At 56.6% G+C, this 14,745-nt stretch carries 12 protein-coding genes and 1 pseudogene; 10 read left to right on the top strand and 3 right to left on the bottom strand.

Annotated elements, in window-relative coordinates; all coding sequences use genetic code 11:
• The first annotated feature begins 52 nt into the window (after positions 1-52).
• Positions 53-1,672: an aspartate:alanine exchanger family transporter gene (locus tag QP982_RS04640; protein WP_172954657.1), complete on the top strand. Its 1,620-nt coding sequence runs from the start codon at positions 53-55 to the stop codon at positions 1,670-1,672.
• A gap of 2 nt (positions 1,673-1,674) precedes the next feature.
• Here the strand turns inward: QP982_RS04640 and QP982_RS04645 are convergent, their stop codons facing one another.
• A complete protein-coding gene (locus QP982_RS04645; RefSeq protein WP_016423046.1) occupies positions 1,675-2,193 on the bottom strand; it encodes an RDD family protein in 519 nt (172 codons plus the stop codon).
• A gap of 404 nt (positions 2,194-2,597) precedes the next feature.
• Here QP982_RS04645 and glnA (QP982_RS04650) point away from each other — a divergent pair, with 404 nt between their 5' ends.
• The 6 genes from glnA (QP982_RS04650) (at position 2,598) to QP982_RS04675 (ending at position 9,326) form a co-directional block, all read left to right on the top strand.
• Entirely contained in the window at positions 2,598-4,034 is a 1,437-nt protein-coding gene (gene glnA, locus QP982_RS04650; RefSeq protein ID WP_048732575.1) for a type I glutamate--ammonia ligase, read from the top strand.
• A 955-nt stretch (positions 4,035-4,989) separates the two neighbouring features.
• Positions 4,990-6,162 carry an ornithine cyclodeaminase family protein gene (locus QP982_RS04655; RefSeq protein WP_048732577.1) on the top strand — a complete coding sequence of 391 codons (1,173 nt, stop codon included), beginning with the start codon at positions 4,990-4,992 and terminating at the stop codon, positions 6,160-6,162.
• A 72-nt stretch (positions 6,163-6,234) separates the two neighbouring features.
• Positions 6,235-7,692 (top strand): type I glutamate--ammonia ligase, encoded by a 1,458-nt coding sequence (glnA, locus tag QP982_RS04660; protein WP_048732579.1) that lies wholly within the window; start codon positions 6,235-6,237, stop codon positions 7,690-7,692.
• A 160-nt stretch (positions 7,693-7,852) separates the two neighbouring features.
• Positions 7,853-8,047: a PspC domain-containing protein gene (locus QP982_RS04665; RefSeq protein WP_048732581.1), complete on the top strand. Its 195-nt coding sequence runs from the start codon at positions 7,853-7,855 to the stop codon at positions 8,045-8,047.
• A 52-nt stretch (positions 8,048-8,099) separates the two neighbouring features.
• A complete protein-coding gene (locus tag QP982_RS04670) occupies positions 8,100-8,390 on the top strand; it encodes a PspC domain-containing protein (RefSeq protein WP_049170200.1) in 291 nt (96 codons plus the stop codon).
• Positions 8,391-8,699: 309 nt separating this feature from the next.
• Positions 8,700-9,326 (top strand): hypothetical protein, encoded by a 627-nt coding sequence (locus tag QP982_RS04675; protein WP_049170198.1) that lies wholly within the window; start codon positions 8,700-8,702, stop codon positions 9,324-9,326.
• Between the two features lie 82 nt (positions 9,327-9,408).
• On the opposite strand, the gene QP982_RS04680 is transcribed toward QP982_RS04675, so the two are convergent.
• Together QP982_RS04680 and QP982_RS04685 are read right to left on the bottom strand one after the other, a co-directional pair.
• Complete coding sequence (locus QP982_RS04680) at positions 9,409-10,026, bottom strand: DNA-3-methyladenine glycosylase I (RefSeq protein ID WP_284870262.1); 618 nt, start codon at positions 10,024-10,026, stop codon at positions 9,409-9,411.
• A gap of 52 nt (positions 10,027-10,078) precedes the next feature.
• A complete protein-coding gene (locus tag QP982_RS04685; protein ID WP_048732590.1) occupies positions 10,079-10,996 on the bottom strand; it encodes a 2-dehydropantoate 2-reductase in 918 nt (305 codons plus the stop codon).
• Positions 10,997-11,257: 261 nt separating this feature from the next.
• Here QP982_RS04685 and QP982_RS04690 point away from each other — a divergent pair, with 261 nt between their 5' ends.
• From QP982_RS04690 to QP982_RS04700, 3 genes and pseudogenes are all read left to right on the top strand, one after another.
• Positions 11,258-13,378: a glucose PTS transporter subunit IIA gene (locus QP982_RS04690; RefSeq protein WP_284870263.1), complete on the top strand. Its 2,121-nt coding sequence runs from the start codon at positions 11,258-11,260 to the stop codon at positions 13,376-13,378.
• 65 nt (positions 13,379-13,443) lie between these two features.
• Positions 13,444-14,259: pseudogene (locus QP982_RS04695) on the top strand (PRD domain-containing protein); the annotation flags it as partial.
• A 162-nt stretch (positions 14,260-14,421) separates the two neighbouring features.
• A complete protein-coding gene (locus tag QP982_RS04700) occupies positions 14,422-14,688 on the top strand; it encodes an HPr family phosphocarrier protein (protein ID WP_224433282.1) in 267 nt (88 codons plus the stop codon).
• Positions 14,689-14,745 lie beyond the last annotated feature (57 nt).

Raw genomic sequence — 14,745 nt, forward strand, 5'->3', positions numbered from 1 at the left:
CTGGAAACAATGCTTAATGAAGATTACTGCTAGTTGTGCCACCATGGGATATGTGCAACTCTTGGCTGAAAATGAACTCTTAGCGCTTCTAGTGATTTTGTTTCTTGGCCTGGCAATTGGCCAGATCAAGATCTTCGGCTTCAAGCTTGGCGTGGCTGCCGTCCTCTTCGTCGGCCTTATCCTCGCGACTATTGAGCCGGAAATTCAAATCTCCCCGTTGATTTACATCGTGGGCCTGGCATTATTCGTCTACACCATCGGGTTGGAGGCGGGCCCCGAGTTCTTCAGCTCGTTACGCTCGCGCGGTATCAAGCACAACCTGTTCGGCATTGGTGTGCTCGCAGTTGTCACTATCGAGTCTTTCTTGCTGATCAAGTTTTTGCCTATCGACCCGGTGGAGGGCGCAGGCGCCTTCACAGGCGCCCTGACCAACACCCCGGCTATGGCCGCAATCGTCGATGCTCTTCCTAGCCTCATTTCGGATAAGGGCGAGCTGGCCGCTGCCCACGATATGCCGGTGATTGGTTACTCCCTGGCCTACCCAATCGGCGTGCTGGCAGTGATTGCCTCTATCGGTATTATGTCGAAGGTCTTCCGCGTCGATCACGACCAGGAAGCTATTGACGCAGGTGTCGCCGCGCTTCCGCTACATACTCGGGACATCAAGATTCTCAAGGACGACCTGCCTTCCATCACTGACCTTCCGTCGAAGTTCGGTTTGGACATTACGGTTTCGCGCATTGAGTACAAGGGCCACCTCTACATTCCGTCTCCGGGTGACACTGTCTCCGTCGGCGATATTATTTCCGTCGTCGGTACAGAGGAAGAAATTGCTCGTGCCGCCGAGTACATTGGCGAGCTTATGCCGGGTGATCCGACACACGACGGTCGCCTGGACTTCCGTCGCATCTTCGTCTCTGCATCTGACGTGGTCGGTGTACCCATTGCGGAACTTCAGACTCGCATGGACGGCATAATCATTACGCGTATTCGCCGCGGCGACCACGACATCGTCGCAGAGCCAAACATGCGCCTAGAGCTTGGTGATCGCGTCCGCGTAGTTGCACCGCCAGAGAAAATCAAGGACGCAACAAAGTTCTTCGGCGACTCCTACAAGAAGCTTTCCGACGTCAACCTCTTGCCCCTCACCCTTGGGCTTACGCTGGGTGTCTTGGTGGGTCTCATCAAGATTCCGCTTCCGGGCGGCAGCTCGCTCGCCCTGGGATCCGCTGGTGGTCCACTGGTTGTGGCGCTGATTCTGGGTGCTGTCGGTCGCACTGGCCCGTTGGTCTGGCCTATCCCCTACTCGGCCAACCTGGCGTTCCGCACCATGGGTCTAGCACTGTTCCTGGCAGGTATCGGCACCACTGCCGGTAAGGGATTCCAGGCTGCGTTGTCTGACCCGGCATCACTGACAGTTCTGGGTCTTGCCGCCATCATCGCGTTTAGCTCCGCACTGTTGACCCTCATTGTCGGTCACCGTGTGCTGAAGATTCCATTCGGCCAAACTGCGGGTATCCTCTCGGGCTTGCAGACTCACCCGGCAGTGCTCTCATACGTCAACGACCAGGCCAAGAACGAGTTGCCGGCAATGGGATACACAACGGTGTATCCAATGGCCATGATCATGAAGATTATTCTCGCCCAGGTCCTGGTCGTGTTGGTGCTATAGCGCTAACCCAAAATGACGGCCGTGCCAGTGGCACGGTCGTGCATGCCGCGCATATCCGAGTCGGTGATTGCTGGCGGCAGCAAGAAAAGAGTAAGCAAGCTGCGGAAGAAGGCACGAACAAAGCCAACTCGCTCGCCGGGCTTGTCCACGCGAGCGACACCCATCTTCATCATCCACTGGCCCGGAGTGCGGGCGAACAGCCAAACCGACACCGTGCCAATAATGAGGAAGACAACTGGCGAATAGGTCGCAAGGAATGACTGCCAGGCGATAAACGAATCCCCGAACTGGTCAATCTGCGCCTCGCTCGGGCCGAAGAACATCGAAAAAGCGCCGGCAATCATCAAGGAAATAATCCAGTCAATGAGAATGCCGCCGACGCGACGCATCAACGTCGCTTGCGATCCTGGGCCATCGGGGGCAAGACCCAATGCCTGGCCGGGATAGTCCGAGAGCTTGTCCGGATTATCGAACTCTCCCGGAATCTGAGGGCCATCTAGCCAACTGTGCTTTTCTTCCATGTGTTCATAGTCTAATGCAGCAATCCGGCTATCAAATCACGGGCTGGGACAGCCATTCAGCGCGTGCGGGGGTAATCCGGGGGCGATGTTGCGTCGCCTTTTCCATTTTCTTATCAGCACGGGAGCTAAAGGCGCGTCGTAAAGCGTGTGTGACATGAATGCGCAGGGTATTGCCTTGTTTCCACAAATAGATAACCTGCTCCCTATTTGCGTAACCTGTTCCGTATTGGCGAATTTCTCACGCACCATGCCAGAAATTCGTGGTTCTAATTCCAGAATGAATGCGTGGTTCGTTAAGCTTGAAGGCGTCAACCGGCCAGTCCTTGACAGCGCGGCAGGTGCACGAAACATCGTGCAAGAATTCCCTACTGCGTACTAAACAAGGCCAACTAAGGAGACCGCACATGTCCTTCAAAACTCCCGAGGAAGTAGTCGCGTATATCAAGGAAGAGGGCGTCGAGTTCGTCGACGTCCGCTTCACGGATGTTCCCGGCATCGAGCAGCACTTCACCATCCCGGCATCCGCATTTGACGAGGACGCGATGGCCGAAGGCCTGGCATTCGACGGTTCCTCGATTCGTGGTTTCACTTCCATCGACGAGTCCGACATGGCACTGCTGCCCGACCTGAGCACCGCGCGCATTGACCCGTTCCGCAAGGCAAAGACCCTGAACGTCAAGTTCTTCGTCCACGATCCGTTTACCCTCGAGCCGTTCTCCCGCGACCCGCGTAACGTCGCGAAGAAGGCGGAGGAATACCTCATCTCTACCGGCATCGCCGACACCTGCTTCTTCGGCGCTGAGGCGGAGTTTTACATCTTCGACAACGTCAAGTTCGAGACCGACACCAACCGCGGCTTCTACGAAGTTGATTCCATCGAAGGCTGGTGGAACCGCGGCAAGGACCAGAACCCGGACGGCTCTGCAAACCTGGGTTACAAGACCCGTCTAAAGGGCGGCTACTTCCCTACCGCTCCGTACGACCACTACCAGGACCTGCGCGACAAGATGTGCCTGAAGCTCGCTGACGCCGGCTTCGACCTGGAGCGCGCCCACCACGAGGTCGGCACTGGTGGCCAGCAGGAGATCAACTACAAGTTCAACACGATGTTGCACGCTGCAGACGACCTGCAAACCTTCAAGTACATCATCAAGAACACCGCCTGGGAAGAGGGCAAGTCCGTCACCTTTATGCCGAAGCCGCTGGCTGGCGACAACGGCTCGGGCATGCACGCTCACCAGTCGCTGTGGAAGGACGGCAAGCCACTGTTCCACGATGAGGCCGGTTATGCAGGCCTGTCGGACATCGCTCGCTGGTACATCGGCGGCATCCTGCACCACGCAGGTGCGGTACTGGCCTTCACCAACCCGACCCTGAACTCCTACCACCGCCTGGTCAAGGGCTTCGAGGCTCCGATCAACCTGGTCTACTCGCAGCGCAATCGCTCTGCCGCTGTTCGCATTCCGATCACCGGCTCCAACCCGAAGGCAAAGCGCATCGAGTTCCGCGCCCCGGACCCGTCGGGCAACCCGTACCTTGGCTTCGCTGCCATGATGATGGCCGGACTGGACGGCGTGAAGAACCGCATCGAGCCGCACGCTCCGGTCGACAAGGATCTCTACGAGCTCCCGCCGGAGGAAGCTGCCGACATCCCGCAGGCTCCGACCTCTCTCGAGGCCGCACTCGAGGCCCTGCGCAATGACCACGAGTTCCTGCTCGAGGGCGATGTCTTCACCGAGGACCTCATCCAGACCTACATCGACTACAAGTACGAAAACGAGATCGAACCGGTTCGCCTGCGCCCGACTCCGCAGGAATACGAAATGTACTACGACTGCTAAAGTTTTCGCTTCACGACGGCCACAGCAAGCACCCCCCATTGCTCCTCATGGCCGCCCAACGAGCTTGTTAGATGCCGCCTGACCACAGTTAATGTGGTCAGGCGGTTTTTCATTGCGGTCATGCTGGCTGCGGGCGCCTGGGCCCGCATACGCGCGCGTATGTGAGCACGAATTTGTGCGCGGTTCCGGGCCACTCCCCTGAACAGGGTCATACACCACCACAAAAGGGCCGCGACCCCTGCACGAGTAGAGTTGCACACTCTCCGCCCCAGTCTTATCGATGCAATATTCACTTGTCGATGCGCTATATCGTGGCCATAAGTGAACAGCGCATCGACAAGTGACAGGGTGGGGAGGATACCGTGCGCATAAGTGCCGGACAGCCGTCGATAAGTGACGAAAAATCGTCGATAAGTGAAGGAAAATCATCGATAGTGCCAGAAAACTGGCCATAAGTGCGAGGGGCGCTAGGGACAACACGAGGGACGGATGCGAGGGACACCGCAAGGGGGCGGACACCAAGAGCGGATGGGGCATGCTGCGAAGGTAGGACGCCAGGCAATCACGCCCGTTGAACCAGAAATGTGTCGCAACTTAATGACATGTGACAAAGTTCATAAACATTGATGCGTGGGAGGATAATTCACTCATCTGTAATCGTTCTCAAAAAGTATCAATTGTGCATGTCGAAGTAGTTATTACGGGCAACTTATTGACGGAAGTTGGGCTCTGTCGCTGTGACCGTCGTAAAGCGGGAATGTCGTGCTGAAAACTGCGTAAACGCCCCTACGCTGTGGTTTTTCCGTATGGTGGTACGCCATACCCCTCGGAAATGGCGACTCGAGAGCCCACGCCGAGGCGATTTGATTGATTCTGGAGAGCATGCATCTGGAATTTCTTAAGCAGAGCCGCCGCATAGGGTGGCCGATGAACATTAAGAAGGATTTGAGCATTCTTGACTAACGAAAACGCTGCCAACCCAGAAAACTCAACTCGCATTGATTTTCTCTACCTCAGCGAACCGGACATGGTTGAAGCTGGTGTCACGGATTTCGCCAAGTGTGTTGAGACCATGGAAGAAACCCTGATTCTGCTGGCTGACGGCGACTACCGCATGGCCGGTGCTTCCGCTAACTCCCACGGTGCCCAGATCAACTTCCCGGATAACCCAATCCATGAGGGTATGCCGGCAAATGGCCCTGACCGTCGTTTCATGGCAATGCCCGCTTACCTCGGTGGTCGCTTCAACGGCGCAGGTGTGAAGTGGTACGGCTCCAATGCCGATAACCGCCAGAACGACCTGCCACGTTCGATCCACCTGTTCATTCTCAACGATGCAATTACGGGTGCCCCGAAGGCTGTCATGTCGGCAAACCTCCTGTCGGCATACCGCACTGGCGCTGTTCCGGGTGTCGGCGTCAAGCACCTTGCCGTCGAAGACGCCGAGGTCGTTGGCATCATTGGCCCGGGTGTTATGAGCCGCACCATTCTCGGCTCTGCCATGTCGCAGCGTCCGGGCATTAAGAAGGTCAAGGTCAAGGGCCGCTCCCAGGCCTCGACTCAGAAGGCTGTCGATTGGATTAAGAACGAGTTCCCGCAGCTGGAAGAGGTCCGTATCGTCGAGACCGAAGAAGAGGCCATCCGCGACTCCGACATCCTCATCGCCGGCACCTCGACTTCCTCCGATGGTCCGGCCGGTTTCCCGTACTTCAAGAAGGAGTATCTGAAGCCCGGCGCGCTGCTGCTCATGCCGGCCGCTGCACGCCTCGACGACGACTTCGTGCGTTCCGACGACTGCAACCTCGTCGTTGACTACACCGGCCTGTACGAAGAGTGGTTCAACGAGAACGGCCCAGACGTGACCTATGAGCGCTTGCTCGGTATTCCGGGTAACCGCTGGTGGGACATGAAGGAAGAGGGCACCCTTCCCGCCGAGAAGCTTGTCAACATTGGTGATATCGCTTCCGGTAAGGCTCCGGGTCGCCAGAACGACGAGGAAATCTTCTGCTACTCCATCGGAGGCATGCCAGTCGAGGACGTCGCCTGGGCCACCGATGTCTACGACAACGCCCTGGCAAAGGGCATCGGCACCAAGCTGAACCTGTGGGATGTTCCGCTGCTGAAGTAGTAGTGACCAGTAAGTTCGACAACACGATTAGTAAGCTCAACAAGCTAGACGCGAAGTAGGCGAGTTTTACCAATGGGTAAGTTCAAACCCAGCAGTGACCAGACAACTCCGGAAGGAATCCAACGATACATCCGGGACAATGACATTCGCTGGGTAGACGTCCAGTTCACCGACGTTCCCGGCATCGAACAGCACCTAACCGTTCCGGTATCCGAGTTTGATGAGGACTCCGCTTACGAGGGCCTTGCCTTCGACGGATCGTCCATTGCGGGTTACACCTCGGTGGATAACTCCGACATGATGCTGCTGCCCGACCTGGACACGGCTTTCATCGACCCGTTCCGCAAATCGAAGACGCTGAACATGAAGTTCTTCGTCCATGACCCGCACACCCGCGAGCCATTTAGCCGCGACCCGCGCAATATTGCCCGTAAGGCCGAGAACTACCTGAACGAACTGGGCTTCGCCGATACCTGTAATTTTGGCGCTGAGGCAGAGTTCTACATCTTCGACTCCGTCCGCTACGACTCCAGTTCAAACAAGTCATTCCACGAGGTGGACTCGGTTGAGGGCTGGTGGAACTCCGGTGTGAAGGTAAACCCGGACGGATCGCGCAACCTCGGCCACAAGGTGCGCACCAAAGGCGGCTACTTCCCTACTGCTCCGTATGACCACATGCAGGATCTTCGTGACGAAATCGGCGAGCACCTGCAGGATGTTGGCTTCCATGTTGAGCGCTCCCACCACGAGATGGGCTCCGGCGGTCAGCAGGAGATTAACTATCGTTTCAATACCCTGCTGCACGCCGCCGATGACATGCAGACTTTCAAGTACGTGGTGAAGAACACCGCCAAGTTCAACCAGAAGTCCGCTACCTTCATGCCGAAGCCGTTGGCCGGCGATGGCGGCTCTGGTATGCACATCCACCAGTCACTGTGGAAGGATGGCAAGCCACTATTCCACGATGAAAACGGTTACGGTGGCCTGTCCGACATGGCGCGCTACTACATTGGCGGCATCTTGAAGCACGCCGGTGCAGTCCTGGCTTTCACCAACCCGACAATGAACAGCTACCACCGCCTGGTTCCGGGATTCGAGGCTCCCGTCAACTTGGTCTACAGCCAGGAGAACCGCTCGGCCGCCATCCGAATCCCGATTACCGGCGCAAACCCGAAGGCCAAGCGCATCGAGTTCCGCGCTCCGGACCCGTCGGGCAACCCGTACTTGGCTTTCACCGCCGCAATGATGGCTGGTCTCGACGGCATCAAGAACCGCATCGAGCCTGGCAAGCCGATTGACAAGGATCTCTACGAGCTGCCACCAGAGGAACTCAAGGACGTCCCCACCGTCCCGCATTCGCTGGAGGGTGCGCTGAAGGCGCTGGAAGAGGACCACGAGTTCCTGCTTGCCGGCGATGTCTTCACACAGGATCTCATCGACGCGCATATCCGCTACAAGTTCGAGCAGGAGATTATGCCGGCACGTCTGCGCCCGACGACGCAGGAGTTCGAGCTCTACTACGACTGCTAGCATTCGCCCCGTAAAGCTCGCTTGACGACGCCCACACCGCTACCCCACCTAACCGTCTTGGGGTAGCGGTGTTTTTAGCTGGGGCATACTTTTTAGTCGGCACATTTAGTAGAGCTAGCACCACTGCGAACTAGACGGATCAGGGCTACCCTTGATTGTTATGAACAACAAGTCACTGACCCGTTCCACCAATAACAAAATGGTTGCAGGTGTGCTCGGTGGATTCGCTGAGTATTTCAACTGGGATGCGACTTTGCTGCGCGTTATATTTGTCGCGTCTTTCCTGATGCCTGGTCCGCAGTTTCTTCTCTACCTCGCAGCATGGATTATCATGCCGAAGGAAACTTACGTATAAGCGCGGTCGACCGAAAAATGCCTAAATAGCCATACCTTGGAGTTTTTATCTGATGAGCGACGCCGCTCCCGAAAAGTCCACCAAGAAAACTTACCGCTCGCGTAATGACCGCCTCCTCGGTGGCGTCCTCGCAGGAATCGCGGAAAGCCAAGGCTGGGATATCACTTTCACACGAATGGTCTACATCATCCTTCCCTGCGTTGGATCGATGATTGGCTGGAAGATTGGCGCTGGGTTCCTAGCTCTTTACCTCTTGGCCTGGTTCGTCCTGCCAGATGGCGAGTACACGCTTGACGACGATGCTCGCGGCTCCAACCCCGCAGGGAAAGAAAATAAGCAATAAACGTCAAGCTTAATAAGATTGATACCTTTCCGTTACTCGCAACGCCCTCACCAGCACTATTCCAATTTCGCAATCACGCAAATTCGGTAACAAATAGTGCATAGAGTGCACAGATTCACGCTATTTGACTTGCGCAAGCCTCAGAATTACCTAGTGTTCCTTCTGTACGGCTTTAAAGCCACGCCCTCTTCCAATGCCTGATATTCAAAAGAATTGTCAATTTCTCTTTGAATTTAATTCTGGCGAATAGTGGAAGATGCCAATAATTGAATAGGTAACTTAGTTAGCTCTCAAGAAAGTGGTTTTGAAATGCAGAACAAGAAGATGACCCGTATCGCTACCGCAATCGTCGGCTCCGCCGCCCTACTCGGCGGCCTGGCTGCATGTTCTTCCGATGATGCACAGGATGCTGCTAACAACGCCAAGGATCAGGCTGGCCAGGTAGCAACCGACGCCACTGATAAGGCTGGCGACGCTATGGACGGCGCTAAGGACAAGGCCGGCGAGGCTGCTGATGGCGCTAAGGACAAGGCCGGCGAGGCTATGAACGGTCTGGGTCTGGGCGACGCTGCTGGCGAGGATGTGGCAGAGGCTGACCTGCCTGAGTCCATCACCGAGGCAGCTTCTTCCTTCACCTCCCCGTACGATTCTGAGGCTGGCGAGTTCAAGTCCGCTAAGAAGGTCGGCGACGCAGTTGCCGCTGAATACGAGAACGTCACCTTCGTTGAGTCCCCGGAGACCAACGGTGCACAGCCGCTGATTGGTAAGATTCGCGAGACCTGGGTTGCCAACGGCGCACTGGAAAACGAGATTGGTCTGCCGACCGCTCCGGAGTCCGAGATTGAAAACGGCTGGGAGCAGCCGTTCACTAAGGACACCATGAAGTGGACCTCTGAGGACGGCCAGAACTACTCCGACTCCTACGAGAACAAGTAGTTCTACACGAACCGAAAGATTTTGAGCGTGCCGGGTGGCACGCTCTTTTCTTTCCCCCTAGCTAGTTAAATCCCCCTTTCCCCTAGCCAAAAACGCCAGAGGCACCGCGCCGATGTGCGCCAACAATGTTGATATCGACAATCCCCACGGCAGCCATTGATGCAAAGACCGTGGTGGGGCCTACGAACTTAAAACCAGCTTTCTTCAATGCCTTGGCAAGCGCCTTGGACTCCTCGGAGTAGCTGGGCACCTCTTCGATTGAACGTGGCTCGGGAGACTTCTCCGGTTTAAACGACCACATCAACTCGGCTAAGCCGCCGTTTTCACGCAGAGCAATCGTCGCCGCGGCGTTATTGATTACCGCGGTAATCTTCCTGTGATTCCGAATGATTCGTTCATCATTCATCAATCTTTCGACATCTTCGTCATCGAAATCAGCAACCGCATCGGGGTCGAAGTTCGCGAAGGCTTCCTGAAACGCGGGCCGCTTCTTCAGCACTGTCTCCCACGACAACCCCGCCTGAAATACCTCCAGGCTGAGCCGTTCGAATAGTCCTTGCTCATCGCGCACCGGCATCCCCCACTCGGTGTCGTAGTACTCTCTCAGCAGCTCACTGTGAGCAGCCCATACCGGTCGAGCCAATCCATCCTCACCGATGATGAGCCCATTGTTTTCCGTGTAGTCCGATCCAATTTTCATCAGTCTTTCCAATCCCCCAATTCCGGTTTGACTTAGCTGAGCACCGCAGCTCTTAATTCTTATGCTTGTGTTGACGCCCAACCAGAGCGCCATACACCAGATCCAGCGTCGGCGTTTCCACTTTCGCCTTCTGCCCCATCCGGCGGATTGCGCCAATCTGGGCATCGAGCTCATTGGTAAGTCCCGCGGTGTAGTCGCGCTGCATCGACGAGGTGTTGTCGTACCCTTGATCATCAGTAAAGGCCAAGGTCCGCGACACGATGTCCTCTGGCAGCGCAACGCCGCAGGCTCGACCGACTGCCTCGGTTTCTTCAAACATCCGCGTCAAGCTGTCGCGCATTTCCGAACGCAAGTAACCAATCGGACTATCAGCCAGGGCACCTAGGGCACCGAGGTTAGCCACGAACATCGCTTTTGCCCAGATATCGACCCAGATATCCGGGAGCTGTTCGCCACCGAGCCCAGCCATGTGCAATGCCTCGATAACTGCCCCGACCAGGTCATTAGTGGAGTCATCGAATGTGCCGATGTTCAGGCTCATCGGTCCTGGTCGGAAGGTGACTTCTGCCGGGCCAGTGTGGATAAAGAAACCGCGGATAACACCCGGGAACACCTTGTCCTCACCGAACCGCCCCGCTGCCAAATAAGGGATTTCCACCGAGTTATGGGTGGTCACCACTGCTGCACCAGCCGGAACTTGCGGGAAAGGATCGTTGCCCGGCAGCGCCTTGGTTGCCGCAATCACAACATCGACGTCGACGCCATCGGCAGTGAGTTCACCCCAATTGTCGGCTGCTTTGACGGGGATAATGCTGCGTTCCCCGTGCTCGTCGATAAGCGTGAGCCCCACCTCACGAAGACGTGTCAGAGTCTCGCCGCGGGCGAGAAAGACGACATCATAACCCGCTTGCACGAGGCGACCGCCAAACCAGCCGCCGACAGCTCCTACACCTAAAACTCCAATCCTCATAGCTGCCACCTTACGGCTTCCGCACTGAGCGCGAAATAGGTTGCATGCGGTTGTCCACAGGCAATCCAGGCTATCCCCAAATGTGAAATTTGAGCTTGATTTACTACCTTGTCAAAACTATGTAAAGCGGAGTAGGGTCGAAGTTAATAGATATCAACCCAGGGTTGTTACTCTTTTGAGGCAAGACCTGAGGCCCACAGTTTGTGGCGCCTCGGGTCTTTTTGCGTTTAACGGCCCTGCTTACTGTGAAGGAAGGTCACGATGGGGTCGTCAAAAGATTCCAGCGCGAGGGCAATAGTTGAAAACCTCGGTGGACCCGGAAACATCACAAGCATGACGCACTGTGCGACGCGTCTGCGTTTTGAACTCGGTGATGTCTCCAAGATCAACGAGGACAAGATTGACAAGGTGCCGGGCGTACTCGGTGTCGTTCACCAGGGCGATAACCGCTACCAGGTCATCTGTGGCGGTGGCGTCGAATCGATGTACACGGCAATTAAGCATCTACCGGAAATGAAGGGCGCCGGCGCAGTCGCCACTAAGTCCGACGCAGACGTTAAGGCAGAAGCTCGCTCGAAGGCACGCGGCAAGTACTCCTGGTTGGACAACTTCTTCGAGTACCTCTCCGATTCGTTCCGCCCAATCCTGGGCGTGCTGTTGGGCGCATCGCTGATTATCGCTATTGCCGCGGTTCTCGACGGTCTGAACATCGTCGACTTCCGCGCTGAGGATAAGTCCGCTACTTGGATCTTTGTTGACGCCATGTGGCGCAGCGTCTTCTACTTCCTGCCAATCATGGTCGCCTACAACGCAGCGAAGAAGCTGCGGGTAGATCCATGGCTGGGCGCAGCCATCATGGCTGCCCTAATGACGCCGGAGTTTATGAGTCTGCAGGATACCGATCGCTTCTCGGACACCATCAAGACAGTCAACGAGGAACTCGGTACCGAAACTTTCACCGCCAACATCTTCGGCCTGCCAATGCAGCTCAATGACTACGGCGGACAGGTCTTTGTACCGCTGATCATGGTCGCCATCCTGGCAGTGGTCTACCACGGTTTGAAGAAGATCTTCCCGGAGAATGTGCAGATGGTCTTCGTGCCGTTTATCTCCATGTTGATTATGATTCCGCTGACCGCTTTCCTCATCGGCCCACTGGGAATCTGGCTGGGTAACGGCATCGGCTCCGGCCTGGCATGGATGAACTCGAACGCACCGTTTGTGTTCGCAATTCTCATCCCGATGCTCTACCCGTTCCTGGTGCCACTGGGTCTGCACTGGCCACTGAATGCGCTGATGCTGGTCAATATCCAGACTCTCGGCTACGACTTCATCCAAGGCCCGATGGGTGCCTGGAACTTCGCCTGCTTCGGAGCAACTGCCGGTGTGCTGGTTCTTTCCATGCGCGACCACGACACTCAGATGCGCCAAACTGCAACGGGTGCACTCGCTGCCGGTCTCTTCGGTGGTATCTCCGAGCCGTCCCTCTACGGTATTCACCTGCGCTTCAAGCGGATCTACCCACGCATGCTGCTCGGTTGTTTTGCCGGCGGTCTGACTATCGCCATCCTGTCGGCTCCGTTCGGTGGTGTGACAACCAACGCCTTCGTCTTCACCTCCCTCATCACCACTGTCGTGTTCAAACCGATGTGGGTCTACCTGATTTCCGTCGCCGTGGCATTCTTCGTCGCCATGTTCGCCATCATTCTCACCGACTACCGCACGCCGGAAGAGAAGGCTGAGGCCGAGGCCGCACGCGCCGCAGAGCTTGACAACGAACCCAGCGACGCCACCCCACACGCTGCCACCAGTGGCTCCGATTCGGCTCCAGCTGAGGCTTCCGGTGACGCTGGTACCAACGCCGAGGCTGCCGCACCGGCTGCTGCGGCAGCTGGCGCCGGTGGTGTCGCAACTGCCGTTGATACCAAGCCTGTACAGGTGCAGGCCCCGGTTGCCGGTGAGGTTGTCAGCCTTGCCGAGGCCGGCGACGCGGTCTTTGCCTCCGGTGCTCTCGGTGACGGTGTCGGTATCAAGCCAACCAGTTCTACCGTGGTCGCACCCGTATCGGGCACGTTGATGACTGTGGCAAAGACCGGTCACGCCTTCGGTATTAAGACCGATGACGGTGTAGAGGTACTCGTCCACGTCGGTATCGACACAGTCAAGATGGCCGGTGAAGGCTTCGATGTCCAGGTTTCCAAGAAGCAGCACGTCGAGGCCGGCGATGTACTTGCCGAGGTCGATTTCGACAAGGTCAAGGAAGCTGGTTACCCAACCACGACACTGATGACCATCACCAATACCAAGAAGCTGACCGAGGTTTCCCCGGTCACCGGCATCTCCGTCCAAGCCGGCGACACGGTCATCGAAGTTCAGCCATAATTGATTTCTAGAAGGCATACCGGCCTGAAATCCCTCAACTTATGGAGGAGTTCACGGTTACCGACATGGAAATCCTGAGAGTATTCAATAACAACGTGGTCCTGGCCAAGGACGCGACCGGCGAGAAAATCATCACCGGCCGCGGCATTGGCTTCAAGGCCCGCCCGGGGCAGCCGGTTGATTCGAGCAAAGTTGTTCGCATCTTTGTCCCAGCGGAAGGCCGTGATCCGGACCATATTGCCACGATGCTCACAGAAATTCCGCTGGCTCACATGACTCTTGTGACCGATGCGGTAACCGCAGCCGGCCTGCCGGAATCGATGACGAAGAACGCTTCCCTCCTTGTGGCGTTAGCCGATCACATTGGTTTCGCCATCATGAGGGCAGCTAACGGGCAGCGAGCAGATTACCCGCTGCTCGCGGAAGTCAGCCAACTTTATAGTGAAGAATACGCGCAGGCGCAGGCGATTTTGTCGCATATCAATCACGCTCTCAATGACCGTCGTATAGCACCATTGCCCCGTTCCGAAGCAGTGGCTATTACGTTGCACCTGGTCAACGCCGGGTTTGCCACGGGTGATTTGAGCTTCACCTACACCATGACGGGCGTGCTGCAGCAGCTGCTCACAATCATTGAAAGTGATTTTGGCATCACGCTGGAGCCAGAGACTGTCAATGTAGGGCGCTTCATCACGCACCTGCGCTACTTGTTCGTCCGGATTGCCAAGCATGAGCAGTTGAAAGATCACTCCTCCGCTATTGGCCAGGCCATCCGTGACTCCGCCCCAGAGGCGTTTCGCTGCGCACAGCGTATCTCCGCAGTCATTGAACTGCGTCTGGGGTCGGGGCTGACGGAAGACGAAGTTTCCTACCTCACCCTGCACATTGCACGCATTGTGCAGGCAGCGGCTGTATCTCCCACCGCCTCCAGGGTTTCCCGGAGCGTGCGCGACGTTGATGCTAAGCAAGCACCAGCGGTGGGGTGTACAGGCACTGTGCCTGAGTCAGAAAATTTCACATATTCGACCCGAAAGGATTCAACCATGATTACTCGTACCGCTACCATCGGTTCCTCCGTAGGCCTGCACGCTCGCCCGGCTTCCCTGTTCACTCAGGCTGCTGCTGAGTACGACTACGACATTGTCATTTCCCTTGACGACGAAGAGGCCGATGCCGCCTCGATCCTGGAGGTCATGACCCTCGGCGCTAAGCACGGCGACGAAGTCACGCTGAGCTGCGAGGACGACTCCGCAGCTGCAGCTCTGGACGAGCTTGCAGCCATGCTCGAGCGCGACCTTGATGCCGAGTAAGCCCAGCTAGAACGCTCCTGGATAACACCACGGCACACCACGACCGACGAGTATCCC

This window comes from Corynebacterium sp. MSK019 (assembly GCF_030232425.1).
GTDB classification, from domain to species: domain Bacteria; phylum Actinomycetota; class Actinomycetes; order Mycobacteriales; family Mycobacteriaceae; genus Corynebacterium; species Corynebacterium jeikeium_D.

Bases quoted from the DNA above. Each gene is read 5' to 3' on its own strand.
- QP982_RS04645 (WP_016423046.1), bottom strand. From the start codon at position 2,193: ATGGAAGAAAAGCACAGTTGGCTAGATGGCCCTCAGATTCCGGGAGAG.
- glnA (WP_048732575.1), top strand. From the start codon at position 2,598: ATGTCCTTCAAAACTCCCGAGGAAGTAGTCGCGTATATCAAGGAAGAG.
- glnA (WP_048732579.1), top strand. From the start codon at position 6,235: ATGGGTAAGTTCAAACCCAGCAGTGACCAGACAACTCCGGAAGGAATC.
- QP982_RS04665 (WP_048732581.1), top strand. From the start codon at position 7,853: ATGAACAACAAGTCACTGACCCGTTCCACCAATAACAAAATGGTTGCA.
- QP982_RS04670 (WP_049170200.1), top strand. From the start codon at position 8,100: ATGAGCGACGCCGCTCCCGAAAAGTCCACCAAGAAAACTTACCGCTCG.
- QP982_RS04675 (WP_049170198.1), top strand. From the start codon at position 8,700: ATGCAGAACAAGAAGATGACCCGTATCGCTACCGCAATCGTCGGCTCC.
- QP982_RS04680 (WP_284870262.1), bottom strand. From the start codon at position 10,026: ATGAAAATTGGATCGGACTACACGGAAAACAATGGGCTCATCATCGGT.
- QP982_RS04685 (WP_048732590.1), bottom strand. From the start codon at position 10,996: ATGAGGATTGGAGTTTTAGGTGTAGGAGCTGTCGGCGGCTGGTTTGGC.
- QP982_RS04690 (WP_284870263.1), top strand. From the start codon at position 11,258: ATGGGGTCGTCAAAAGATTCCAGCGCGAGGGCAATAGTTGAAAACCTC.
- QP982_RS04700 (WP_224433282.1), top strand. From the start codon at position 14,422: ATGATTACTCGTACCGCTACCATCGGTTCCTCCGTAGGCCTGCACGCT.